Annotated in this window: 21 protein-coding genes and 1 pseudogene; 12 read left to right on the top strand and 10 right to left on the bottom strand. The window is 40.5% G+C overall.

The genetic code is table 11. The features are described from left to right. Positions 1–49: 49 nt before the first annotated feature. Genes MOO45_RS06250 through MOO45_RS06230 form a run of 5 tightly spaced genes read left to right on the top strand, consistent with a single transcriptional unit; the run spans position 50 to position 6145 of the window. Positions 50–1324, top strand: a complete 1275-nt coding sequence (locus MOO45_RS06250; RefSeq protein WP_249514069.1) for an isochorismate synthase — start codon at positions 50–52, stop codon at positions 1322–1324. Between the two features lie 26 nt (positions 1325–1350). After that, complete coding sequence (gene menD, locus MOO45_RS06245) at positions 1351–3069, top strand: 2-succinyl-5-enolpyruvyl-6-hydroxy-3-cyclohexene-1-carboxylic-acid synthase (protein ID WP_249514068.1); 1719 nt, start codon at positions 1351–1353, stop codon at positions 3067–3069. After that, entirely contained in the window at positions 3059–3868 is an 810-nt protein-coding gene (gene menH / locus MOO45_RS06240) for a 2-succinyl-6-hydroxy-2,4-cyclohexadiene-1-carboxylate synthase (protein WP_249514067.1), read from the top strand. Before menD ends, menH begins: the two co-directional genes overlap by 11 nt. Next, the gene (gene menC / locus MOO45_RS06235; protein ID WP_249514066.1) at positions 3858–4967 is read left to right on the top strand and encodes an o-succinylbenzoate synthase; all 1110 of its coding nucleotides are present in this window, start codon (positions 3858–3860) and stop codon (positions 4965–4967) included. Before menH ends, menC begins: the two co-directional genes overlap by 11 nt. Before the next feature lie 11 nt (positions 4968–4978). Then, on the top strand, positions 4979–6145 hold the full coding sequence (locus tag MOO45_RS06230) for an MDR family MFS transporter (protein ID WP_249514065.1): 1167 nt from the start codon (positions 4979–4981) through the stop codon (positions 6143–6145). A gap of 53 nt (positions 6146–6198) precedes the next feature. Here MOO45_RS06230 and MOO45_RS06225 read toward each other — a convergent pair whose 3' ends face one another. Then, positions 6199–7176 carry a choloylglycine hydrolase family protein gene (locus MOO45_RS06225; protein WP_249514064.1) on the bottom strand — a complete coding sequence of 326 codons (978 nt, stop codon included), beginning with the start codon at positions 7174–7176 and terminating at the stop codon, positions 6199–6201. A 550-nt stretch (positions 7177–7726) separates the two neighbouring features. On the opposite strand from MOO45_RS06225, the gene MOO45_RS06220 reads away from it, so the two are divergent. From MOO45_RS06220 to MOO45_RS06210, 3 genes are read left to right on the top strand one after another with little or no spacing between them, the layout of a single operon-like run. Further along, positions 7727–8566 carry a MurR/RpiR family transcriptional regulator gene (locus tag MOO45_RS06220; protein ID WP_249514063.1) on the top strand — a complete coding sequence of 280 codons (840 nt, stop codon included), beginning with the start codon at positions 7727–7729 and terminating at the stop codon, positions 8564–8566. A 3-nt stretch (positions 8567–8569) separates the two neighbouring features. After that, positions 8570–9985, top strand: coding sequence for a 6-phospho-beta-glucosidase (locus MOO45_RS06215; protein ID WP_249514062.1), 1416 nt, complete (start codon positions 8570–8572; stop codon positions 9983–9985). A 4-nt stretch (positions 9986–9989) separates the two neighbouring features. After that, the gene (locus tag MOO45_RS06210; protein WP_249514061.1) at positions 9990–11282 is read left to right on the top strand and encodes a PTS sugar transporter subunit IIC; all 1293 of its coding nucleotides are present in this window, start codon (positions 9990–9992) and stop codon (positions 11280–11282) included. A 23-nt stretch (positions 11283–11305) separates the two neighbouring features. On the opposite strand, the gene MOO45_RS06205 is transcribed toward MOO45_RS06210, so the two are convergent. Continuing rightward, positions 11306–12091: an MFS transporter gene (locus MOO45_RS06205; RefSeq protein ID WP_249514060.1), complete on the bottom strand. Its 786-nt coding sequence runs from the start codon at positions 12089–12091 to the stop codon at positions 11306–11308. Positions 12092–12116: 25 nt separating this feature from the next. Between MOO45_RS06205 and MOO45_RS06200 the strand changes: the two genes are divergently transcribed. Continuing rightward, complete coding sequence (locus MOO45_RS06200; protein WP_249514059.1) at positions 12117–12857, top strand: SdrD B-like domain-containing protein; 741 nt, start codon at positions 12117–12119, stop codon at positions 12855–12857. Positions 12858–12859: 2 nt separating this feature from the next. On the opposite strand, the gene MOO45_RS06195 is transcribed toward MOO45_RS06200, so the two are convergent. Beyond that, positions 12860–14095 (bottom strand): MFS transporter, encoded by a 1236-nt coding sequence (locus MOO45_RS06195; protein WP_249514058.1) that lies wholly within the window; start codon positions 14093–14095, stop codon positions 12860–12862. Positions 14096–14346: 251 nt separating this feature from the next. Here MOO45_RS06195 and pyrF point away from each other — a divergent pair, with 251 nt between their 5' ends. From pyrF to MOO45_RS06180, 3 genes and pseudogenes are all read left to right on the top strand, one after another. Further along, positions 14347–15063: an orotidine-5'-phosphate decarboxylase gene (gene pyrF / locus MOO45_RS06190; protein WP_249514057.1), complete on the top strand. Its 717-nt coding sequence runs from the start codon at positions 14347–14349 to the stop codon at positions 15061–15063. After that, on the top strand, positions 15060–15692 hold the full coding sequence (gene pyrE, locus MOO45_RS06185) for an orotate phosphoribosyltransferase (protein WP_249514056.1): 633 nt from the start codon (positions 15060–15062) through the stop codon (positions 15690–15692). Before pyrF ends, pyrE begins: the two co-directional genes overlap by 4 nt. Before the next feature lie 200 nt (positions 15693–15892). Next, positions 15893–17578: pseudogene (locus MOO45_RS06180) on the top strand (glycoside hydrolase family 32 protein); the annotation flags it as partial. Between the two features lie 313 nt (positions 17579–17891). On the opposite strand, the gene MOO45_RS06175 reads toward MOO45_RS06180, so the two are convergent. The 7 genes from MOO45_RS06175 to MOO45_RS06145 all read right to left on the bottom strand — a co-directional run bounded on the left by MOO45_RS06175 (position 17892) and on the right by MOO45_RS06145 (position 25606). Further along, on the bottom strand, positions 17892–19067 hold the full coding sequence (locus MOO45_RS06175) for an MFS transporter (RefSeq protein ID WP_249514054.1): 1176 nt from the start codon (positions 19065–19067) through the stop codon (positions 17892–17894). A 72-nt stretch (positions 19068–19139) separates the two neighbouring features. Then, positions 19140–19430 (bottom strand): ArsR/SmtB family transcription factor, encoded by a 291-nt coding sequence (locus MOO45_RS06170; RefSeq protein ID WP_249514053.1) that lies wholly within the window; start codon positions 19428–19430, stop codon positions 19140–19142. A 40-nt stretch (positions 19431–19470) separates the two neighbouring features. After that, a complete protein-coding gene (locus MOO45_RS06165) occupies positions 19471–21360 on the bottom strand; it encodes a glucose PTS transporter subunit IIA (protein ID WP_249514052.1) in 1890 nt (629 codons plus the stop codon). Then, the gene (locus MOO45_RS06160; protein ID WP_249514051.1) at positions 21357–22793 is read right to left on the bottom strand and encodes a glycoside hydrolase family 1 protein; all 1437 of its coding nucleotides are present in this window, start codon (positions 22791–22793) and stop codon (positions 21357–21359) included. Before MOO45_RS06160 ends, MOO45_RS06165 begins: the two co-directional genes overlap by 4 nt. Before the next feature lie 113 nt (positions 22794–22906). Beyond that, positions 22907–23695 (bottom strand): MurR/RpiR family transcriptional regulator, encoded by a 789-nt coding sequence (locus tag MOO45_RS06155; protein WP_249514050.1) that lies wholly within the window; start codon positions 23693–23695, stop codon positions 22907–22909. An 80-nt stretch (positions 23696–23775) separates the two neighbouring features. Continuing rightward, positions 23776–24408, bottom strand: a complete 633-nt coding sequence (locus tag MOO45_RS06150; RefSeq protein WP_249514049.1) for an SAP domain-containing protein — start codon at positions 24406–24408, stop codon at positions 23776–23778. A gap of 115 nt (positions 24409–24523) precedes the next feature. Then, positions 24524–25606, bottom strand: a complete 1083-nt coding sequence (locus MOO45_RS06145) for a M42 family metallopeptidase (protein WP_249514048.1) — start codon at positions 25604–25606, stop codon at positions 24524–24526. Positions 25607–25626: the final 20 nt, after the last annotated feature.

The raw sequence follows: 25626 nt of genomic DNA, 5'->3' as shown, positions 1-25626 counted from the left end.
TAAAGACTTTCAACTTTTTCAATAAGATAAGTAGACGAAAGAGAAAATGATGACACAATTAACAGTTTATACACAAAAATTACCTCCAGCAATCAAACGTTCGCAAATTTTGCAATGGTTGAGTATTCAAGAGGATCTTTTCTTGTGGGAAAATGCCGCACAGACGCAACAATTACTCACCGCCGGTCAAGTTTTGCAAGTTGAACCAGGAACAATTGCTTCATTTGCAGTAGCGCAAGATTTGTTACGACAAGCGCAAGCAAGTTTCCAATTAACTGCATCTAGCACTTGGCAAGATGTGAAATTAGTAGGGAGCTTTTTGTTTGACTCCGAAGATGCGCGTAATGGGCAATGGGGGACTTTTCAACAGGGAATTGCGTATATTCCGCAAGTTAGTTTTGTTGAAACGGAAGATCAATGGCAAGTCACGTTGATCGCTGCAGATGATAGCGCTCTTGAGCCAATGATGGCGCAAATTCTGCAATTAGCAGAGTTGCAGCCACAAACGTTAGAATTAGGTAATTATCAAGAACAAAAAACTGCGCAATGGCAAGATAGCGTGGCTCAAACAGTGGCTGCCATTCAACAACAACACTTTCAAAAAGTTGTGTTGGCACGTACAGCAATGGCACAGCAGACAGCACAGGTTAACTGGGTGGCCGTTTGGCTGCATTTGAGTTTGACGCAACCTGGCTACCATATTTTGTTGCAGACACGAGATGTCCAATTTATCAGTATCACACCGGAACGCTTGGCCAAATTTTTACCAAATTTGGTGCAAACGGGAGCAGTCGCGGGGACAACGGCAAATGATTTGGACGCTGTAAAAGCCAAACAACTAGCCAAACAATTACTGCAAGACGTTAAAAATCGCCAAGAGCATGATATAGTAGTTCAAGGCATTAAAAGCGTGTTGCAGCAGGCCAACTTACAAGTGCAAGCCCCCAGTCAACCGCAAATTTTAGCGACTGCTAATTTGCAGCATTTGTGGACACCCATCACGGGAAGAGGATTAGTTCGACCATTAACAATTATCGAACGTTTACATCCCACACCGGCATTGGGTGGCTTCCCACAGGCCCAAGCCGTTGCTTGGATTCGAAAAGTAGAAACGCAAGCGCGCGGTTTGTTTGGTGCTCCCATTGGCTATTTGTCAGCGCAACAAACGGGTGAATTTGCAGTGGGGATTCGTAGTGCACTTGTGCAGCAGCAACAATTAAGTTTTTTTGCGGGTGCCGGTATCGTAGCTGATTCTGATCCTGTAACTGAATTTAGGGAAACTGGCGCAAAACTCCAATCGTTATATCAAGCTTTAACGCACTAATTTTTAATAATAAGGAAGTAATGTTCATGACTTTAGGTCAGTCCTATTTAACACAACAATTAACCCCTTTATTGGCAACTTTATTACAAACAGGCATCAAAGATGTGGTTTTGTCACCGGGTTCAAGATCGACGCCAGTGGCTATTTTATTGGGAAAATTAGCAGATCAGCAGCAACTCAATTTGCACATAGATGTTGATGAACGTTCCGCGGCGTTTATGGGTTTAGGAATAGCCAAAACAAGTCAGCACGCTGTGTTGTTAGTTTGTACATCGGGCACGGCAGCGGCTAATTATTATCCCGCTATTTGTGAAGCTTATGCCAGCAATATTCCCTTAATCGTTTTGACCACTGATCGACCGCAAGAATTGCAGCAAGTGGGCGCTCCGCAAACTTTAACGCAGGCTAATTTTTATGGACAGCAAGTGAAAGCTTCATATCAGTTGCCGACACCGCGTCCTGATTTACCAGTAGCGACCCAAAAATATTTTGGTTATATCGCGCAAAAAGCGGTACACACGGCGCTGCAAAGTCCCAAGGGTCCTGTACAGCTCAATTTGCCGTTGCGCAAGCCTTTATTGCCAGCTACAGATGGTGATTTGACGCTGAAATCCATGGTAGTAGCCCAACAATGGGAAGGTCAAAGAGCAGATCAAACATTGTTAACCAAGTTAGAAACGTTGCTTTCTGGTAAAAAAGGTTTGATTATTGCTGGACCCAATGCCAAAAATGCGCAAGTTATTCAACAATTTGCGCAAAAGATGAACTGGCCATTATTAGCGGATCCATTGAGTTCGTTGCGTGGTTATCCCAGTGTTTTGACGACGGAAGATTGGCTCTTTCAAATGGCCGATCTGTGGGAGCAACAATTACAACCTGAGGTGATTTTGCGGCTGGGAGCAACTCCGGTTTCGGCGGCGTTGAGTCAATGGTTAGCACAAACTACAATTCCTATCGTTTATTTAGATGCCGACCGGGCGCAGTTAGATCATACCTTGAATACAAGGGTTGCAGTGGCGTTGACACCAGCACAGGTTTTGCCTTATTTGTCTGTGGGAGCGGCAGATGTGAAGTGGCTGCAGCACTGGTCAAAATTAGATCAAGCGCTCAAGCAAGTTTTAGAGCAAGTCGTGGAGCTATCAGCCACACTTACCGAACCGCAAGTGGCATGGACTTTAGGTCAGAATTTACCGAGCGATGCGGCTTTATTTGTCAGCAATTCGATGCCAATTCGGGAAGTTGATGATTATTTTCACCCAAAAACGCCGCAATTAGTGTTAGCAAATCGTGGTGCTAACGGAATTGATGGGATTAATTCGACAGCGTTAGGGATGGCTAGCCAACGCAGTCAAAATTCTTATTTGTATGTTGGCGATTTAGCTTTTTTCCATGATTTGACGGGCTTGATGTTAGCACGCCAAGAACAGTTACAGTTAACAATTATTGTGCAAAATAACCAAGGTGGTGGCATTTTTTCATTTTTGCCACAAGCCCAAGAACCGACGCAATTTGAAAAAGTATTCGGCACACCCCTGCATTATAAAGTGCAAGATGTAGCGCAATTATTTGGTGGGCAATATTATTTGGCGCAAGATCAAGTTCAATTGGCGCAATTATTGCGACAAGAACATTCTGGTTTGACTTTAATTGAAGTGGCCACCCAGCGGTCAACATTAACGCAGATTGATGCACAAATTAAGCAAGCGGTGACGCAATTTTTGGAGAAAATGATACATGCAAGTTAAGATTGGAAAACACACCTTTTTTGTACAAAAAAGTGGTCAGGGCCAACCGCATTGGGTCTTTTGGCATGGTTTTATGGGCAGTGGGCACGATTTTGCCCAAATTAGTGAAAAACTGCCAGGCACATGTTGGACTGTCGATTTATTAGGACATGGTCAGACCAATAAAGTGGCTTCTGCAGCCCCGTATCAAATGGCACAGCAAATAGCACAGTTAGCAGCATTGTTGCAAACACTAGTCGGAACACAAGCCATTAATTTAGTTGGTTATTCAATGGGCGGACGCTTAGCTTTGGGTTATGCCTTGATGTATCCAGAGCACATCGAAAATTTAATTTTGGAAAGTAGTACCGCTGGGTTGAAAACACCACAGCAACGCCAACAGCGACAGCAACATGATGCTTTATTGGCACAAAAATTGCGGACTGAACCGTTAGTTCAATTCGTGGATGCTTGGGAACAATTACCGTTGTTCGAATCACAAAAACAGTTACCTACACAGTTGCAAGTTCGAATTCGACAGCAACGTTTAGCTCAAGATCCGTTAGCGTTAGCCGCAAGTTTAGAGGGAATGGGCACGGGCACGATGCCGAATTTTTGGCCACGTCTGCAAAATTTGCGAGTACCAGTTACTTTAATTGCTGGACAAAAAGATGTGAAATTTCAACGTTTAACAGCTCAAATGGCGCACCAATTGCCGATTGTTCAACGCTTAGTCGTGGCCAACGCTGGGCACAATGTTCATTTAGAGCAGCCGCAGATTTATCAGATGATTTTGGAGCGGTTAGTCCATGCAAATTAAGAAACTAAAATTATTGCCGATCAATTTATCCTTAAAACAACCTTTTGCTTCGGCACATGAAACGATGCGTCAACGGCCAGTGACTTTAGTAGCACTGGGTGATGAACTGGGCAATTGGGGTTATGGAGAAATTGAAGCTTTTGCGACACCATTTTACACGGCCGAAACGCAAGTAACTTCCTGTTACATTTTACAAAATTTTTTGTGGCCCTTAATTAAAGAACAAGAATATTCTGACCCGCGTCAGCTTTGGCAAATGATGCAAGCAGTCAAAGCTAATCATTTTGCTAAAGCTGCTATTGATATGGCGGTGTGGGATTTGACGGCAAAAAGGTTGCATCAGAGTTTGGCAGCTTTATTAGCCGAAGTTAGTGGGATTACTGGACGCCAGCAAGTTCCGGTGGGGGTTAGTGTGGGGCTGCACGATTTACCTCAAACAGTACAAGCGGTTCGAAAAGCGCAAATTGCCGGTTATTCGCGGATTAAAATAAAAGTGAATGGCAATCAAGATTTGCAGCGGATTGCGCAATTACGCCAGCAGTTGCCTGATTTTAATTTGACTTTAGATGCAAATGGTAGTTTGACGATGACACCAACGTTAGCCCCAGAAATTGACCGTTTGCATTTAACTTTCATTGAAGATCCATTTTCACCGGTAGCTTGGGGCCAAAGTTGGCAATTACAATCCGAAATGCAAACGCCCTTGTGCTTTGATGAACCGATTGTGGATGTAAAAATGGCCTTAGATGCGATGCAATTAGAGCAATGTCAAATTGTCAGTGTCAAATTGGCAGTCTTAGGTGGTCTAACCCCCGTGTTACAGTTACTTCAAGCGCAACAACAGCAGCATTTTTTGATGTGGTGTGGCGGTATGTTAGAAGGTGGCATCGGTCGAGCTGCTAATTTGGCCTTAGCTAGTTTGTCTAATTTTAATTTCCCGGGTGATTTATCGGCCAATGCCCGTTATTATGATCAGGATTATACGGAAAGCCTAACTTTTGCACACGGCCAATTATTGGTGCCGGATGCATGGGGGTTAGGTGTTGAGTTATTACCAAAGTATCAAACTTTACTAGCACAACAACCAATTTTAGATTAATAGGAGAATTTATGAAACGAGCACAAACCATTGACTTGAAATGGTTGCTATTGGGAACTTTAGTAACGAGTATTGCGATGAGCTTTATTTGGCCATTGAATACGATTTATATGCACGAAACGCTTCATCAAAGTTTAGTAACGGCGGCCATTGTGTTATGTATTAATCAAATTGCGACAATGTTGGGTAATCTGGTTGGTGGTCGCTTATTTGACCATTGGGATCCGTATTATACGATGTTGTTAGGCGTTAGTATGAGCGTTGTAGCCTTAGGCGGGTTGATTTTGTGGCATGGTTGGCCTAGTTACGCTGTTTTAATTACTTTGGCCGGTTTTGCGAATGGGATTAGTGCTACTTGTGAGAATTCATTCGCGACACATGTGACGAAGCGGCCAGCCAGTTATGTCTTTAACGCTACTTATTTTATGTTAAATTTGGGCATTGTGATTGGCACGGCGGTGGTCGGCTATATTTTGCCATTGGGAATTCAGGTGGTGTTTGCTGTCGCGGTGTTGACGCAAATTGTCTTTTTATTTGTGGTTTATCGTTTTTATCGAATTCAGATTTCGACTGCTAAAAATCAAAACGCAAAAGCTTCAACACGTCCGCGGGGTTATGAATTAAAGATCTTGGGTGCTTTAATTGCCGTATTATGTGCTTGGCTGGTTTATACACAATGGCAAAGTAATCTGTCAACTTTTATGGTGAGTCAAGGCTATCAGGTCAAAGATTATAGTTTACTTTGGACCTTTAACGCAATTGTGATTGTCATTTACCAGCCGTTTATAACGCATTTTGATCACTTTTTGATGACGCATTTGCGAGCGCGGTTAAACGTTGGTTTGATACTCTTTATTGGTTCGTTTGTCTTTTTGTTGGGCAATCGTCAATATATTGGTTATTTTGTTGCGATGGGAATTTTGACCTTGGGCGAAATTCTGTTGTATCCCGGCATCTCTAGTTGGGTGGCGGCCAAAACTCCGCCGCAAATGAGTGGTTATTTTCAAAGCCAAGTTCAGATGTTTACAGCAGCTGGGAAAGCACTCGGACCGATTTTTGGTGCAGTAGTAATTAGTCAATTAAATTATCATTGGCTGTTTGCTTTGTGTATTGTAGTGCTTATTGTAGCTTTTGGATGTTTTAACGTAATTTCTAATCATTGGCGCAAAAATAAATAAGACCTACAAGTTTTCTTTTGGAAAATTTGCAGGTCTTTTTTGTAAATTATCAATTAATTGAGGTAATTAATATCCTCATCTGGTTGGACTTTGAACAAACGATAATCCGTTTCTTGCATCAATTCTGGTGTTAAACGCACGCAATTGATACGTTGATTAACATAAGTTGAATAGTAGTAACTGCGCGATTCTGCACAAATGTAAGCACTGTAACAAGTGTAATCAAACGTTTTATCAGGTGTCACCACGATGCCGCGAGGAATGCTGACAGGTTCTAAAACGTGATGAGCTAAAGTTACACCAGCGTTCTCGTCTTCGGCAGGCTCCACATTGTTTTTCATGAAAGCAGTCCGCACAAAACGACTAACCGGGGTGTAATCACCGGGCAAACCGAAAGTACCCGATCCTTGGCTAAAAGGCTTCAAAGTCTTACCGAGAAACTCCACATCATCATGTTGCTTGGGAGTTACGGCGAGATAATTGCGCAAATTCGTTTCGTGCCAATGATAATCAGGACTGTTAGTCATCACACCCACCGAATTATCAATAATGTGCATACCGTCCGCTTGAGGTTCGACAATTAAACTAGCGCCAGTACTGTCAGAAAAAATATAATGCAGTGGTGAAACAGCATTTAATGTAGGATTGGCATCATTAACAATCGTAATTTGTTCCTGAAACAATTTTTTGACGTCTGCCAAAGTCGTTGCTTCACCCAGCACAACAGAAATAACTTTGTCTGGCGAAACTGCCCAAGTATGATCTGTTGCGGCATCTTGATAGCTACAATAGCCAGGAAAATAAAGCGTTGCCCCCATTAAGCCTTCATCGTTCACACCATCAAACGTAATTGGCACGTCATTTTGCAGATCGCCCATTCCTAAAAAGGCGTGCTTAGTGGTGACCGTTTGGGGATCGCTGTACGCTGCGGCGAAAGTCTTATTCTTGGGGACAAACACTACTTGTTGGGCCATCTCCATCATGAAATCCATTGTTCGTGATAAAAAATGCTTTTGATCTTTAGTGGTCATGGTAAAACTGCTACAACCGATCATAAAATCACTCCATTCAAAGTTTTAATTGATTGTTCAAATTATAGGCGTGCTACTTTGTGAATGCAATTAGCAATTATGTTAAAGTCAACTTTGATTATGAAAGATGCACAAAACAATAATCTGTGTTTTCATGACAATGAAAAAAGGTCAGTGCGCTAACACTAACCCTTGAGTAAAGTTGCTAAGACAACAGCTATTCGAATTTAAATTTCTTTCAAAACAGCTATCAGCCCGGCAAGGCTAAGACAGCAGCTGTTTTTAATTTTTGCTTTACTGATTATATATTTTAGCATAAAAAGCCTATTTAATAGGCTTTTTATTTTGCATTTTTTAATAAGCATAGCCGATTTAGGTTATAAGATCTTGTATATTTTTGGAGTAATTTACCACGAAATAATCATAAAGAGGACTTTTTACGGAACGTTATGTCAAAAAGTTAAATTCGATTGAAAATAAAAGCGATTTCAATATATAATTGCGGTGTTCATTGGACGAGAATCAATCCTGACGGCCGAAAGGAAAGATTATGATTATCAATAAATTATTGGAAAATGTTACATTGACAGGTCAAGAACAAGCAGTCCTGCAATTTATCCACAACAATCCTCAAAGAGTGCTGGGAATGACAGTAAAGGAATTGGCCAAAGCCAGTTTTGTCAGTCCTTCAACTATTGTCCGACTATGTCAAAAAGCTGGCGTCAGTGGTTACACGGAATTTAAATATAAGTTGGCGATGGAATTACCTACCATGTTGGAACTGGACCAGGATTTGAATATTCAACCATTTCGAGGAGATGAAACACCAAGAACGATTTTAAATCATGTAGAAAATTTTCATCGACAATCCTTGAATTATACGAAGCAATTATTTAATCCGGAAACCTTGGAGCGTGTGGCACGATTAATTAATGAGGCACAACGTGTTGAAATCTATGGTGATGGCTTGAATTACCCTTTGGCACAAATATTTTGTTTAAATTTTCAAGAAATTGGTGTTGATGCTCAAGCTTACGACGCCTTGAACTTAATGCATGCCAAGACTTTTGCGCACCAATCAAATCAACCACTGGCGTTTATTTTGACGCATACAGGTAATAATGTGCATATGTATCATATTGGTGAGCAACTAGCACAAGAAAATTATAAATTGGTAGTAGTTTGTGATTCTGTCAAACGTGATATCTGTCGTTTATGTGATGAAACAATTGTGATTATGACAACTAAAAATACTATTAAATTAAGTAATATTGTGTATGTTTCTTCACTCCAATATTTATTTGATGTCTTGATGTCATTAAAAATGGTGGACAATTACCAACAAATTATGAAAATTTCTCAAACTGTTGATCAAGAAAAGAGTGATTAGAAAATGTTAGATAAAAATTTTTTATGGGGTGGTGCGGTTGCCGCTAATCAATATGAAGGTGCTTGGAATGTTGATGGCAAAGGTATCAGTGTGGCTGATGTGATGACTAAAGGCAGTGTCAATCAACCACGTCAAATTACGGATGATGTGCTGCATCATCAAGAATATCCGAATCATTTGGGAATTGATTTTTATCATCATTATCAAGAAGAAATTAAATTGATGGCTGAAATGGGCTTCAAATGTTTTCGCTTAAGTATTGCCTGGTCGCGGATTTTTCCGCATGGTGATGAGGATAAACCTAATGAAGCAGGCTTGGCTTTTTATGATCGAGTATTTGCGGAGTGCTGGAAATATCAAATGGAACCGGTCGTGACTTTGTCACACTTTGAAATGCCGTTTTATTTGGCCAAACATTATGGTGGTTGGCGTAATCGAAAAATGATTGATTTTTTTCTAAAATTTGCCACAACGTGTTTTCAAAGATATCAGAGCAAGGTTAAATATTGGATGACTTTTAATGAAATCAATAATCTGATTGATACCGATGACCCGTTTAATGCTTGGACAGGGGCAGGGGTTTTGTATCAAGAAGACGAAAATGTTGAGCAAACGATGTATCAGATTAGTCATTATCAGTTTGTCGCTAGTGCATTGGCGGTACAGGCGGCCAAAAAAATTTCTGCAGATAATCAAGTTGGTTGTATGTTACATTTTGGTCCGATTTATCCAGCTAGTAGTCAACCATTAGATCAGATGGCCAGTGTTAAGGCGATGGATCGGCGTTTTTTCTTTAGTGATGTCCAAGTTCGAGGAGCTTATCCGGATTATGTTAAACAATTATGGAAACGTCATCATTTACAATTAGATATTACTGCCGATGATTTGGCAACTTTGCACCGGGGTTGCGTTGATTATATCGGTTTTAGTTACTACAAATCTTCTGTTGCTGAGTTTGATTCGAAAACTGATTTTAAGGAAAAACCAAATCCTCATGTTTCCAAAAGTGATTGGGGTTGGGCCATTGATCCGGTAGGATTACGCTATATTTTGAATGTTGCATATGAGCGTTATCAAAAACCGTTATTTATTGTGGAAAATGGTTTAGGAGCTTATGACAAGTTAGAAAATAATCAAGTGAATGATGATTATCGAATTCAATATTTGCAAGCACATGTAGTGCAAATGCTCAAAGCAATTGAGTTGGATGGTGTGCAAGTTCTCGGATATACGCCTTGGGCAGCAATTGATATTGTGAGTGCGTCTACCGGAGAAATGGCAAAGCGTTATGGCCTTATTTATGTGAATTTACCAGAAGTTCAACAAGGAAAAGCGGGCATTTATCGTAAAAAATCTTTTGCATGGTACCAAAAGGTGATCGCAACCAATGGGGAATGTTTAGCAGACAAAGTGAGGTAGAAAGATGAAAACGTTTGTTAATCAAAAATTAGTTCCTAACGTCATGAAATTCACAAATACGAAAGTTATTCGTGCATTAAAAGATGGCATGATGTTTGTGTTACCGTTTTTAATTATTGGGTCGTTGTTCTTGCTGTTAGCTAATTTGCCCGTTCCGGTGATCGCAAAGTGGATTACGCACAGCGGTTGGAGTGATGTGTTTAATCAGATTTATCAATCTTCGTTTTCATTAATGGCCATCTTTGCCGTGGTGGGCATTGCATATACGTATATCAAAAATGAACAAATAACTTCAGCTTTTTCGGGTAGTTTAGCGTCGTTAGGCGCGTTTATTATGTTGCTTCCATCCAGTGTTAAGGCTAAAAGTGGTGAACAAATCCCCAATATTATTTCTAAAACTTGGACCGCGGGTCAAGGGATGATTTGTGCCATTATTATTGGTTTAGCAGGTGGTTTTATTTACAGTTTTTGTGTCAAAAAAGATTGGCGGATTAAATTACCCGAAGGTGTGCCACCCGCAGTTGCCAATTCATTTATGTCATTGATTCCTAGTGGGGCCGTGATTGTTAGTGCAGGTGTGATTTATGCCATCTTTAAATTTTTAGCACGAACCAGTTTTGCCGAACTCATTTATGCCGCAATTCAAACTCCATTGCAACACGTCACGGACTCGTTAGGCGGCGTAATTATTATGTCCTTGGTAATGTCTTTGTTGTGGTGGTGTGGTGTGCATGGTGGTGCCATCTGTGGCGCTATTTTGACCCCGATTTTGCAATCGAATATGTCAGCCAATCAAGCGTTATTGGATGCTGGTAAAAAATTAACGGTTAATAACGGCGGACATATTTTTACGCAACAGTTTTGGGATAATTATCTTTGTATGACCGGTGCGGGGATTGTCTTTGGCTTAGTAATTTATATGACTTTTTTTGCGAAATCAACTTCACTCAAAGAATTAGGCAAATTGTCCTTGTTGCCAAATATCTTCAATATTAATGAACCAATTATTTTTGGGACACCCATTGTGATGAATCTCTATTTATTAGTGCCGTTCCTGATTTTTCCAATGTTTGTGGGGATTGCGAGTTATTTGCTGATGCAAGTCGGGATTTTGCCGTTATTTTCGGGCGTGATGGTACCGTGGACGACGCCGCCGATTGTCTCCGGCTTTTTGATTGGCGGGTGGCGGACAGCTCTTTGGCAATTGGTCATTATTTTATTGTCAGCAGTCGTTTATTGGCCTTTTATCAAAAAATATGATCAAATTTTATTCGCACAACAGCAAGCAAAAGCTTGATTAGTGCAAAATGCAAATAAGGATTAGCTGTTAACAATCTTTGTTTGCATTTTTTTATAAAGCAGATAGTAGGATAAACCACAAATAAAGGATAAGATGCCGAACAATAATAATAAAATTTGCGTGCCACCGTGCTGAAACAGCGTGGTTCCTAACGGAGCTCCGAGTGCATCGCCGACTAAAAAACCAGATTGCTCAATCCCCAGATAGATAAAGCTTTCATTTTTAGGAAACATGTCATATTCCATAATTTCCTTAAAAATAAAGAATCCAGCAATGCCAATGGACATGATGGCAAAGGAGAATAATAACAGCCCAATCTGAGAATGACCAGTCCAACTGACCAAAACCATCAATAGCCCGACAATTAACTCGTTGCTCAAAAAGAATTTAGCCGCAGAATTGTGGAGAGGCACCTGTTGAAAAATGAGTGAGCCCATGACGGTTAAGAGGCTAAAAAATGTCGTCCAAAAACTGGTTTGACCAACAGGCAAACCATTGGCGCGCAAAATGGCAGGCAAAATGGGATCAATTAACGCATTCGTTAAGCCCAAAATAAGAACAATAATAAATAAACTAATGCCCAGCAGTTTATTTTGGGGCAATGCATTAAATAAATGATTCTTTTTTGGCTGAATTCGACCTTGCGGAATTGAATGATTGACGATTAAACTGAACATCAATAAACTAGAAATCACGATTAAGACGATGTAAATTGTATTATGAGCTTGAAAAAGTGAAATCAGTCCGCCAGCGATCAAAGTGGCAATTAAGGTAGCAATTTGCATCGTGGTGTAGCGCGACGCCACCAACAATTCTTTGTCGTGTGGATTGGTGTCGGATATTAATGGTAAGAAGTTATATGTCACGTCCGCAAAAACTGATGCCGACGGCAAATATGCATTTAAGAATTTGTTGCCGGGAACCTACACGGTGGCAATTGCCAAATCAGCGATTAAAGGTAAAATGCCGACAAAAAACGGTGCTGGCTTGGATTCGGCGCTGTTATTGAATCAAGAAGAAACCGTCGATGGTGTGGATTATTGTTTGACCGATACTTTTAAAGTAGCCGCCAATGGCACGCTCCAAAAAAATCTGGGTTTGGATAGCCAGTATAACTATTTGCGTTTTGACCATTTGCCGAATCTCAATTTTGGGCGAATCAATTTGATTTTTCCAGAAAGCAAAACGTTGACCAATCAAAGCGGTGATAACCAAGTCGTAGTCGACGATCAGCGCAGTGCGCATCCGGAATTCAATGATTATTATGTACCGTATCAAATTTTGATGGGGTTGAGTGTTTTTCAAGATGGGCAAAACGCTGTGGGTTTGCAACAAGCACAACTAGATTTACGAGAACGCGATTCTGCCACGCCAATCCAGTTGCAACCGGGCCAAGATACAATTTTGTATCAACAGCCGGTCGATAGTTATACCAGTAAAACTTTTAATTTTGATGATAGCGCCGGAAATTCCTTGATTAAAATGTTGGTGCCCGTGCCGTCTTCCTTGAATACGATTAAACCGACGCAATATACGGCCACGTTGAAATATACGATCAAAAATGCGCCGTAAAATTAACGATCACCATTCACGATTCCCAAGTGTTTTAAGGCTGGAATTGTTAGCATGACTAGAAAACTTAGTAGGTATAAAATGGCCAGAAAAGTCATGACAACAATCAAAGTGTAGTGATCCATCAAAAAACCAATGACGACAGAAGAAAAACCACCGATTGCTCGTCCGACGTTGACAATCACATTGTTGGCCGTAGAGCGGATTTCGGTCGGGTACAAGCGGCTAATGATGGCGCCGTAACCGCCGAACATTCCGTTAGAAAAGAAGCCCAAAATGGCGCCCGCGATTAGTAAAGTGGCTTCATTGAACGCTAAAGTGATACCAAAAACCGAAATAGCACTAGCGATTAAAAACATGCCGAAAGCTTTGCGCGGTCCAAAGTAATCTAAAATACTGCCAAAAGTCAGCATCCCAATACTCATGCCAATAATCGTAGCAATCATCCACACCGAAGAACCTGATACACTAAGTCCAAGTTTTCTTTGCATAATAGAGGGCAACCAGTTCATCAAACCGAAGTAACCAGCAATTTGGACGACCACCATAAAGGCCAACGCTAGGGTTTGGTAGGTGAGACGCGGCGTTTTAAAGAGTTCACTGATATGACCTTGCTTTTGAACAGCGGCTTGATTGTGTTGGGCTGCCAAAAATTCAGCACTTTCGTGCAAATGGCGCCGAATAAAGTAAGTCAAAAGCACCGGAATGACACCACAGATGAATAAAGTGCGCCAACCCCAAGCAGGAATAATCAGCGAGGCCCCAATGGCAGCTAAAATGGAACCGATTTGCCCACCAATAGCGGCAATAGAAGTCATTTTGCCAATTTTACGATGGGCAAAATTTTCCGCAATTAAGGTAATTCCCACACCATATTCACCACCAGCACCAATGCCGGTAATAAAGCGCAAAATATAGATCCACGTTAGATTCTGAACGAAATACATGCCCGCGGTTGCTAAGGCAAAAATAAAAATAGTGTAGGAAAAAGTTCGCACACGACCAAATTTGTCCGCAATTAAGCCGAAAAAAGCACCACCTGCTAACATACCTAAATTGGTAATTGACGAAATTAAGCCGGCTTGGGAACCATTGATATGCAGTTGCGCAATAATTGAAGAGAGGGCAAATGATAAAAACATGACGTCCATATTCTCCAAAGCAAAGCCTGCGGAAGTAGAAGCAATTGTCCACTTTTGGTTCGTCGTTAACGGTTGGTGTGATACTGGTTGTTGCATAAATAATTCCTCCAAAATGAATGCTCACGGGCATTCTTTATTTATTAAGGGTTCTGTTACATTGCTTGCCATTCTGGCACAAATGCCAATTAATAGCAACCCCTAATCTAATTTGACACCAGTTTAATTTAAGAGTAGCCTTACTTCCAACAACTTTAATTTAGTTCTGCGAAACTAAAAAGTAATGGAAAAACGAAATCATTGCGCCGTTTAGCAGACTGCTAAGCGGCTTTTTTTGTTGGAGGTGGAAGATGAGTCCGGTCATTATTGCGCTAGATTTTGCGAATGCACAAACGACTTTGACATTTTTGGATCAATTTATTCAAGAGCCCAATTTGTTTGTCAAAGTGGGCATGGAATTATTTTATTTTGAGGGACCGCGGATTATCCAAGAATTACAGCGCCGTAAGATTAAAATTTTTTTGGATTTGAAACTATATGATATCCCACACACAGTGGAACAGGCGATGTATCAGTTAGGGCGTCAAGGCGTTGAGATGGTGACAGTGCACGCGCAAGGTGGTCAAGCAATGATTCAAAGTGCCAAACGCGGTCTGCAACGTGGCAATCAAGAGGTCCGTCAAGCACCGACTAAATTGCTAGCAGTGACGCAGTTGACTTCAACGTCACAAGCTCAAATGCAAACAGAACAACAAATAGCAGTGAGTTTGCCAGCGTCCGTCACGCATTTAGCCAAATTAGCGCAAAAAAGTGGGGCAGATGGTGTGATTGCTTCTGCGTGGGAAGATCCCGCCATTCATGTAGCAACGAGCGCTGATTTTTGGTGTGTTAATCCGGGAATCCGCTTGAGTAATGAGGTAATTGATGACCAAAAGCGAGTCGCTACACCAAAAAAAGCGCGTCAATTAGGTAGTCAGGCTATAGTGGTGGGACGTTCGATTACTCAAGCAGATGCGCCCGTGGCAGCGTATCACCAAATTTTACAAGAATGGGAAGCGGTAAAATGACTGAAATGGCGATCCAAATTGCTCAAGATTTATTAAAGATTCAAGCAGTGACTTTTAGTCCCCAACATCCATTTACTTGGGCCAGTGACATGCAGGCACCGATTTATACTGATAATCGTAAAACGATTGCGTATCCAAAGGTTCGTGAACATATTGCTCAAGGTTTGGCTAGTTTGATTCAGCAGAATTTTCCTCAAGCGACAGTGATTGCAGGCGTAGCCACAGCCGGGATTGCGCATGCGGCTTTGGCAGCAGATCGTTTGAATTTGCCGATGAGTTATGTGCGTTCTAAGCCCAAAGATCACGGTACAGGCCAACAAATTGAGGGGCAGATTAATTCCAGCGATCAAGTTGTGTTAATTGATGATTTGATTTCAACAGGCGGCAGTGTCTTAAAAGCGGTGAAAGCAGTCCAGCAAACAGGTGCCACAGTTCTGGGAGTGGCGGCTATTTTTAGTTATGAATTGCCAGATAGTCGGCAAAATTTTGCTGCCGCGCAGATGCCATTAAAAACGTTGACTAGTTATCATCAATTGGTGCAGCAAGCCCAACAATTAGGTGATATATCTAAGAATGAGGTTGAATCCTTACAGCGATGGCGCGATGATCCGTGGCATTGGTTACAATAAGAAAATTTATAGGCCATTATTTTTTATTTAATTTACGAAATCCTTTACAATATGTTTTGTGTAAACGCTAACAATATTTTGGAGGATGGGTAACGATGTTGGAGAGAAAAAGTCAATTAAAAACGATGATGATCGTTATGTTGGGCATGGCGTTATTTTGGTTCATGGCGCCAAGTGTGCAATTGCAAGCGGCAAGCAATTATCAGGAACCGTATCGTAATCAATTTCATTATTCGCCGTTGAAAAATTGGATTAATGATCCTAATGGTTTGTACTATGATGATCAAACGCAAGAATATAATATGTACTATCAATATAATCCCAAGGCGAGCCAGTGGGGCAATATGTCATGGGGACATGCTACCAGTAAAGATTTGATTCATTGGCAAGAGCAAGCTATGGCGATTCCGATGTTGAAAAATCAAGCTTGGGAAGACTTTACTTATACTAATCAAACTGGGGCGCAGGCTAATCAACGTGTGCGTTATGTTGGTAGTCCCACCGCGGATTGGGGCAACACGCCTGATAGCAAGGCGATTTTTAGCGGTTCGATTATTGTCGATCACAACAATGTGAGCGGTTTGGGCAAAAATGCTGTGTTGGCTTTTTACACCAGTAGTTATCAATTGCCTGAACGGATTGATGATCATTTGGATAATGGCTGGGGAACTTGGGTTGGCTTGTCAGATATTCAAGAGCAGCATCTGGCTTATAGTCTGGATCACGGTAAAACGTTTAAGCAGTATTCACCGGATGGTAATTCTGCTCAACCACAACCAATTATTCCAATCACGGTCAATCCAGCAGGTGACGCGGCTAATTTCCGTGATCCCAATGTGGTGTACGACCAGCAGCATCAACAATATCTCATGACGGTGGTTTCAGGACAGCAGGCTTTGATTTATCGGAGTCAGGATTTGTTGCATTGGAATTACGCTTCAACAATTAAGCGGCAAAATGATGTGGGCTTAGGTGTTTGGGAATGTTCATCGTTAGTACCGATGAAAGTTAAGGGCACTGCGACGACTAAATGGGTTTTGTTCATGAGTGTCCAACAAGGCGCACACGCAACTGGTTCAGGCATGCAATACTTTATTGGTGATTTAGATGCTAAGGGTCAATGGCATCCGGACAGTGAGCAAACTTTGCAACAACCGCACACTTTAGATTATGGTGAAGATTTTTATGCCGGGATTCCATTTTCTAATTTACCCAATGATCAAACGATTATGCTGGCGTGGGCCAATAATTGGTCGTATAATGCTGAAAGTCCAACGACCAAGTGGAATGGCAATATGACTTTTCCACGCAATTTGCAGTTGGTTCAAAATGCGCAAGCAACTGATGGTTATGAGGTTCAAAATAATGTTATTGCGCAGACGCAAACAATCACACAACCCAATTCTTTGACCAAAGATCAACAAAATTTGCAGTTAACGAATACGCAACAAACATTGCCGTTTTCTGGCAAACACTATAAATTGACAGCAACTTTGAAATGGAACCCGAATAAAAAGCCGCAAAGTGTCGGTTTTAATGTGCGGCAAACGCCTGATCAGAAATATTGGTTCACGATTGGTTATGATGTTAGTCAAAATAAGGTTTATGTCCAACGTTTCCACACGGGTGAACCTCAGATGGGGGCGCCACGTGATCAAATGAACGCGGTAGTGAAGGCAGATGATGGTCAAGTCAAAATTACGTCGTATATTGATGAAACGATGGCGGAAGTCTTTGTGAATGATGGTGCGGCTGCCATTACACAGAACTTTTATTTCCAACCCGATTTGATTAATCAACAGACAACGACCGGAATCAGTGCCTTTGTCAACGGTGGTACTGCTCAGATTAATAATTTACAGTTACAGCCCATGCAAAGTATTTGGTAAAAGATGTAAAGTAAAGACAAAACGCCATGTTTTCAATTACATGACGTTTTTTTGTGACTGTGTAGCTTTAGAAGCGCTGATATTTTGACCATTTCGTCCTCTAATTCTTTATTTTCATTAAAAAGCTGCTCAATCATATTTTTAGTTTCACGACTTACTTGTTGTTTTTTATGGAAGGTAATCGTCTGACCATCTGGGGAGATTGTTTTTTCGAATTCATCACTAGGATTGGCTTGCAGAATTTCTTTATCACTTTTGGTTAAACGAAGGCCAAATGAATTTCCAGCTTTAAAAAATTTAGCTTCACCTTTTAACTTGAATATGATGTCACCTCGTGATTATGTTTTTGAAACATGCCATTGAGTGCGTAAAGTAATAACGCCAGTAAAATCATGAAAGCTGCAAATGGTCCAATGCCAATGTACCCAGTGAACTTTTTGAATAAAATCCCACCAACAATTCCCGCAATTGTTTCACCTAGATACATGGCGGCATTCGACAAAGAGGAGATTGTACTACGGGCATTTTGTACGGTGTTTTGTAAGGTTGTCATAAATAATGGAAAAATAAATCCATTAATTAAAAATACTAATGTTAAAAGAATTTCTGCTGACCAAAAGTTGTTGGCAAATGGTGTAATTAAATATAAAATGATGAGAATAATTAATTCTGCTAAAAATGTATGTTCTAATCCAAATTTATTCACCAGTTTGCTACTTGTTAATGAGCCAATTAAATTACCTGCACCGATGGCGATCATGGCTGTTCCAACATCTGACAATGATAATTTAAAACTGCCGGTGAACCAAGTTGAGACGAAAGTGGTAGCTGTAAAAGAACCGATTTGAAAGACACAATATGCGAATAGATAGCTTAAAGCTTTTTTATTTGTTAGAACTTGCAAATAAGTTTTGGAAAAAGATAGATGTTCTTGTTTGCCAAGTTCCAGTTCTGGTAAGGCGAAAAGGAGCAGTAACAACAATAAAAACGCTGCAATTGAGATAATATAAAAAGGCGTGTGCCAAGAAATGACAGCTAAATAACTACCAATCGGAATTCCAATTAATTGGGAAACGGACAATCCCGCTGTGGCGTACCCCATGACCTTAACAATGCTTTTTTGATCGACAACAACGGGAATTGATGCCCAAACTTGAGGAGTAACAAATGAGGCACTAACGCCGGCCAAAAATCTAAAGACTAACATTAAAATGAAGCTGTTAGCAAAAGAACACAAAAAGGTTGAAATTGCAAAAGCAAGCAATCCCCACAGCATAACTTTCTTGCGGTCACGGCCGTCAGAAATGGGGCCAGAAATTAATGCAAAAAAAGCATACCCAATGGCGTATGAACTAACCATCCATCCAGAAATAGCAGTGGAAATGCCGTACAGCTTGCTTAATGTAGGCAATAGTGGTGAAATTAAAAAAGTATCTGTTCCAATTAAAAACATTGTTAAGAAAAACATTATAGAATATTTTTTCATTTTAGCGCTTCTTTCGATTGTTTTAATGTTATCGAACTAAAAAATAAAAACAAATACGTAATAACGCATTTGCTATATAATATCCAAAAATCCGGGCAAGATATTTTCGATGAAGTCTCTGTTTAGGCTTACAAATCTATTCTGGCCAACTTTTCTGGTATTAGTTAAACCGGCTTCTCGTAAAATTTTAAAATGATAAGAGACTGTAGATTTACTAATATTTAAACTCTCACCAATTTCCCCACAACTCCATTCTTTATCTTGAGAGTTCAAAACATGCAAGATTGTTAAACGAGCTTCGTCCGAGAGTGCCTTAAAAATTTGAACGCGTATTTGATTTTTAGTTAATTGTTCGATAATCATAAAACTATAATAATATGCAAAAGTTCGTAAGTCAATAATATTATGATTTTTGGCATAAAAATTTAATTGGTTTTGATGCGTTAAGCACAGTTGCTCCAGCAACGACAGTCTTGGCTTTTGGTTGGAGTGATTGACTCAGTTTATCAGAATTGGTGATAATCGTCATGACCATTGGATCCTTGTGACTAGCTTTAATCAGCTCAAGATCCATCGTGCCAATTTCTTGCCCCTGTTGGACGCGCTCATTTTCCTGAATCGTCCAATGAAACGGCTTGCCATCAAGTTCCACTGTATCAATGCCCACGTGTAATAGGATTTCTAAGCCACTATCACTTTGAAAACCGACCGCATGTTTAGTTGGGAAAATGGTGGTAACTGTTCCGGTAACGGGAGCGTACAGCTGATTATCTGTTGGCATAATTGCAAAGCCGTCGCCCATCGTTTTGCTGGCAATGAGTTCATCAGCAACTTGTGTTAAGGGCAGCACATTGCCGGTGGCGGGCGCTGTCAAAGTGGTTGTCTGAGTTTCGGGTTTCGCTTGAAACAAAATGTTTTGGTCGCGTGCTGAATCTGTTTTGATTAAAATAGTGGTGATTGTGAAACTAGCGACAATTCCGCAAATCCAACTCAATACGCCAAAAATGAAATTAGCTTTGGGAGTGGGACCCACAAAATAAGAAATCAGCGAAATAAAGCCCGGAGCCATCAGAGCACCTTGTTTGATATGCAAGATTCCGCCAATTAAGCCTCCGATTGCGCCACCTGCGATAGCACCGATTAAGGCTCGTCGATAAGGCAATAGAAATCCAAAAATAGATGGTTCCGTGATGCCCATCAAACCAGTGAAACCGGCAGAAAAACCTTCACCTTTCGTCATTTTCTTTTTGCTGGCAACCGCGACTGCTAAGGCAGCTGCTCCCATGGCCGCATTACTTGGTAAAGCGGCAGGATAAATCAGTGTTTCATAACCTAACTGGGCCACATTGTTGATGGCAATTGGAACAAACCCTTTATCAATGCCAAACATGACCAAAATAGGATTCAAGGCACTGTAAAGTGTGAATGCAAGCCAACTAGCCCGTGCACTTAACCAATTGAATGCGCCAGCAATGCCGAAACTAATACTGTTGCTAATCGGTCCGACTACAACTAAAGTCAAAGGAGCAGCAATTAAGATGGATAGTAGCGGTGTAAAGAAATAAGTGATTTCTTTGGGCAAAATGTGATCCCAAAATTTGTAGATATAGTCCAGAATAATCACACCCAAAATGGAAGTTAGCAATGTACCGTTATATTGCATTTTCGGAAGATGAATACCCAAAAAACTCAAGCCAGCAACATTATTAATATCGCCGAAAGTTAGGATTGCTCCTAAAAAAGCACCCATGGCGGCGGGAATTTTCATTTTAGAAGCGGCCTGAAAACCTGTAAAAATTGGAATGAAATAAAAACCAGCCGAGGCGATACTATTTAAAATGATTGCCGTGCCACTCTTAGGATTCATGCCAAAAAAGGTTTTGCACATATTGAGAATGGCAAGCAAAAAGCCAGCTGCCACAATCACGGGCATAATTGGTAAGACAATGCCACTGATAAAATCCAAAATGGTGGATAAAATAGTTTTGGCAGTCATTTTAGTAGATGATTTGGTAAGAGACGCCGATTTGTCTTGCAAATTTAGATAAGGCAATAATTGATTATAATATTGGTCAACTTTGGTCCCAACAAAATTCTGAATTTCATTGCCTTTCACAACGACGCCTTTAATACCGGGAATCTGTGCCAATGCCTCCTGATTTACTTGTTGCGGATTTTGGACAACAACGCGCAACCGTGTGGCACAATGATAAACGTCGGTGATGTTGTCTTTGCCATTCACAGCTTGAATTAATTGTTGGGCAATTTGGGAGTAATCAAATTTGCTAGTCATTGTTGTTGCCTCCCTGCAAAATATTGGTCAATAAAATCGCGATACCAATAATAACTTTTCTTAGGAATGCGCCGAAAATGATCATTATAATCAACGCGAATCATGCCATAACGCTTTTCATAGCCGTTAATCCAACTGTATAAATCAATCGGTGACCAATGATAATAGCCATGGACAGGCACGCCTTCGTTTTTGGCTTGCAATAAATATTTGAGAAAGTCTTTGGTCAACGCAATCCTTTTATCATCATTGACATAACCATTTTCATCAGGCGTTTCATAACCGCCATGACCATTTTCAGTAATCATGATCAGTTGTGGGTGGTAGCGCTGATTGATTTCGGTTAAGGCGGTGTACATCACACGGGGCAATTCTTCGCGTCCCCATTGGTTGCGCGGCACATCAGGGTCAAACGCCGATTCAAATAACCCTTGTAAGCGAATGCCCTCTTTAGCAGTGCTCTGTTTACCTTGGTTATTGTGAAAAACAGCCGTTTCGCCAGTCGACCAATCAGTGACATATTGGCGATTATAAAGATTTAAGCCGAGATAATCAGCTTTGCCATCTGCGAAAATTTGTTCGTCTTGATCGGTTTGATACAGCAGACAATTAAAAGCTTGTACAACTTCCGTCGTTTCATCCGGCATTTTGCCTAGCAGTGCCGGACACAAAATTTCACGATTATAGAAAAAGTCGCTTAGTTTTTGCACCCGTGCTTTATCCTTAGTGTCTGGGGCTAATTCAACGTTGCCGTTGTCGTGAACGATGCCAATAATGCCGTCCATATTTAAATTATGAAAAATTTTAATAGCTTTGGCGCTTGCCAGCATCAAATTATATTGATATTGAAAATAAGATTGAAAATCTAGGCGGCGATTGGGTGGATAATTGCCCACAATGTTAACACAGTAGCTGTAATAGCGTGGTTCATTAATTGTTACCCAAATTTTGACGCGATCACCGAAATTTTCAAAACAAATTTTGGCATAATCGGCAAAATAATCTGTTAATTTTCGATTCAGCCAACCACCTTGCAAAGCTAATTGGTAGGGCAAATCGTAATGAAATAAGGAAACATTAGGTTCTAAACCTTTTTGTAGGCAGTAATCAATGACATTGTTATAAAAATCAATCCCGTTTTGGTTAATTTTTCCGGTACCATTGGGCAAAATGCGGTCCCAAGCAATCGAAAATCGAAAGGTGTTTTGATGACCAGCAGCCAATAAATCAATATCTTCTTGGTAATGATGATAAAAATCCGAAGCTTCGTCACCATCAGTGTGGTTAATGTTGAGGGGACTGTGGTGATTGAAATAATCCCACTCACCTAAACCTTTGCTATCCGCTTTCCACGCACCTTCACATTGATAAGCCGCGGTGCCGGATCCCCATAAAAAATCCTTATCATCAAAAATATCTGCAAATTTATGCATCTCATCATACTCCTTGCTTCTTTTTTGATAGCGCTATCTTCAACTGCTATCTTAGCAAGAATCAAAAAAGGGCGTGATTCAAAAATTGAACCATGCCCCAAAGCGACAGAACTTTAATTAAAATAAGTTGTCACATAATGTAAAAAAATTTGGTCAAATAAGTAGGTGATGCCATATTTGCCGTAAATGCCGAGATGATCTGTGGAAAACGATTGTTCACTGATATACATACAGGTATCGTAGATTGGTTCCAACTGCGTTTGATGATTACCCGTAATTAGAATTTTGGTTCCGGGGAGACTGGCAAGTAAATTCTCTGACAGTTCGGCATATTTGCCAGAAGTAGAGACGGTGATGATCAAAGATTGACTATCTAAAGCAGTAATCAACTGATTATTCAGATAATTTTGATCTAGGATAGTTACTAATTTGTTGGCGTAAATTAATTCTTGCTGGAACTTCAACAAAGTGCTGCTTGTATTATTGGCACACATCAACAGCACTTTTTGATGATCATGAATTTGCTGGACGAGAGCTTGAATTTTGGTCGGCGTACAAACTTGATTCATGTCCGTTAGCATATTTTGAATTAACTTGGTCAATAATTGCTGATTAATTTGATAATCGGCGGGTTGACGATGGCGAATGTCACTGGGAAAAATTAATTGGGAAATTGAAGATTTGAGGTCGGTTAAACTTTGATAACCAAGACTTTCACAAAAGCGCCGCACCGCCGAACGGGAAACAAAGGCGTTATCGACAATTTGATTGACGGTGACCTGTTGTACATGGCTCAAGTGTTCAATTAAATAAGCGGCAATGGCATGATTATTACTATCATAGTTGGTGTTGATCAATTCACACAACGAATTCAGGAGTCCCAGATTATTTAAATTGCTCATAATTTTGACCACTCTTTTTCAAATGTAATCGTTTTAGACAAAGTTATTGTAAATAAACTTGGACCGAATGGCAAAAAAATTTATTTTAAAAATTTTTTCAATGACGAAGCATATCGTACCAAGAGTTCGTGCTGATAGACTTTTGGTTGATCGGAATCGCGAACAATTCTCCATAAAATAGCGGCAGCTTTCAGTGATTGTTTGTAATTTTGAGACCAAGGATCCGCACAAAAATCTTTCACAAAATGATTCCATTGATAGGTCTGTTCAGTGAACGTGTTTATTGAAGGAGCTTGCAGTGCTTGAATCAGGTCAGAAACCGTGGTGTTAGTATCATTGGTCCGAGCGACTTCACGCATTTTAACAGCCATAGACTTGCGAAATGAAAAATGTGAAACACCAAAATAATTCGCAAAAAATTGGCGAGCTTCATTATTGAGAGCAAATCCAGAATGCAATAATTTAGTATTCAAAGAAATTTGTTCAGTGGTCAGTGCAGTTTTGATTTTTGTTCGATAATGGCGTACGGAGTGGATGGCACTGGGCGGTGTACCGTCCAAAAAAGCATAGATATATTGTGTTAGTTCTGCTTTGGTTCCATATGTTGGTAAAGCGTAATGTCGACAAATTTGCTGTAATTCGGTTTTATACCAATAAAATTTGCTGAATGTCTGACTGCTTAGTTGAGCGTTGAATTCGGGTCTAGTTGTCAATGATTCGCACCTTTTTTAATTTATTATTGCAGATGCCACTATGTGATTGTAATAATAAATAAAAAACGCAACCCTAATCTTTTTCAAGATTAAAATCACGTTTTAGATATTTGGTTTATTCACCCTTAAAACTATTAATTGTTGTTGTATCTAAGGATTTCAGAATTTCGACAGCCAATTTGACAGCATTATTGAAGTCATCTAGATTAGCCCAGTTGAAGGCTGTATGTTCATATCGTACTGGAATCCCAATCACAATCGTTGGCGCTCCACGATAATACAGAATTGGCGCACCATTGACACCACCGCCAGTCCGAACGGAACGCGTATGCGGAATCTGATTTTTGGTAGCCACGTCATCAGCATATTGTTCAAACAAAGGATTAGCAATAAATGAAGTATCCATATCGCGCAACATTGGTCCCCGTTTGAGGCCGGTTTGCGCGAGCCAGTCAGGACTGAAAGTGTCATCACATGGGCAACCCTCAAAGACAATCGACAAATCGGGATCAATATTGCGGGCTGTGACTTTGGCACCACGGGTACCAACTTCTTCTTGCGTAGATAATGCCATTTTGAGGTCTACATTTAAATCTTGGTCGGCTAATTCTGCTAGCGTGGCAACCAAGGCTGCCGCCCCTACACGGTTATCAAAGTCTTTACCGAAAAACATGCGGGTTTTGTCGAAATATTCGCAATCAGCGTCAACCACAATTGGACAGCCAGTGTTAATTTTGAAATCATTAATCGTTTCTTCACGACTAGTTGAGCCGACATCAACAGATAAATCTTCAATTTTCGGCACAGCATTACGTTCGGCATCAGTCATAAAATGCGGTGGTTTAGTTGCCACAACACCTTTGAGATATTGACCATCTTGATTACGCACCCGTACCCGCATGGCAGGAATATTAGTCGGTGCCCAGCCCCCTAAAGGAACGAATTTAATCAAGCCATTAGGCCGAATTGCTTGAACAATGAAACCGACGGAATCAGCGTGAGCATCCATTTGGACGACAGGTTTGTGACCGGTATTTTGCTTTCGATCTACATAACTATTAAACATACCGTCAATTCTAGTGGTGCCATAAGGCTTAGTTTGTTGCTGGAAGAATTTTGCAACTTCCATTTCAAATCCGGAGGCACCATTTAAGTTGGAAAAATTTTTGATCAATTCAATTTTTTGATTTTCTTTCATCTAAACGAACTCCTTCAAAT

Source organism: Bombilactobacillus folatiphilus (assembly GCF_023380265.1).
GTDB classification, from domain to species: Bacteria; Bacillota; Bacilli; order Lactobacillales; family Lactobacillaceae; genus Bombilactobacillus; species Bombilactobacillus folatiphilus.
The sequence above is the reverse complement of the archived record's forward strand: the minus strand, read 5'-3'. Positions and strand labels throughout refer to the sequence as shown.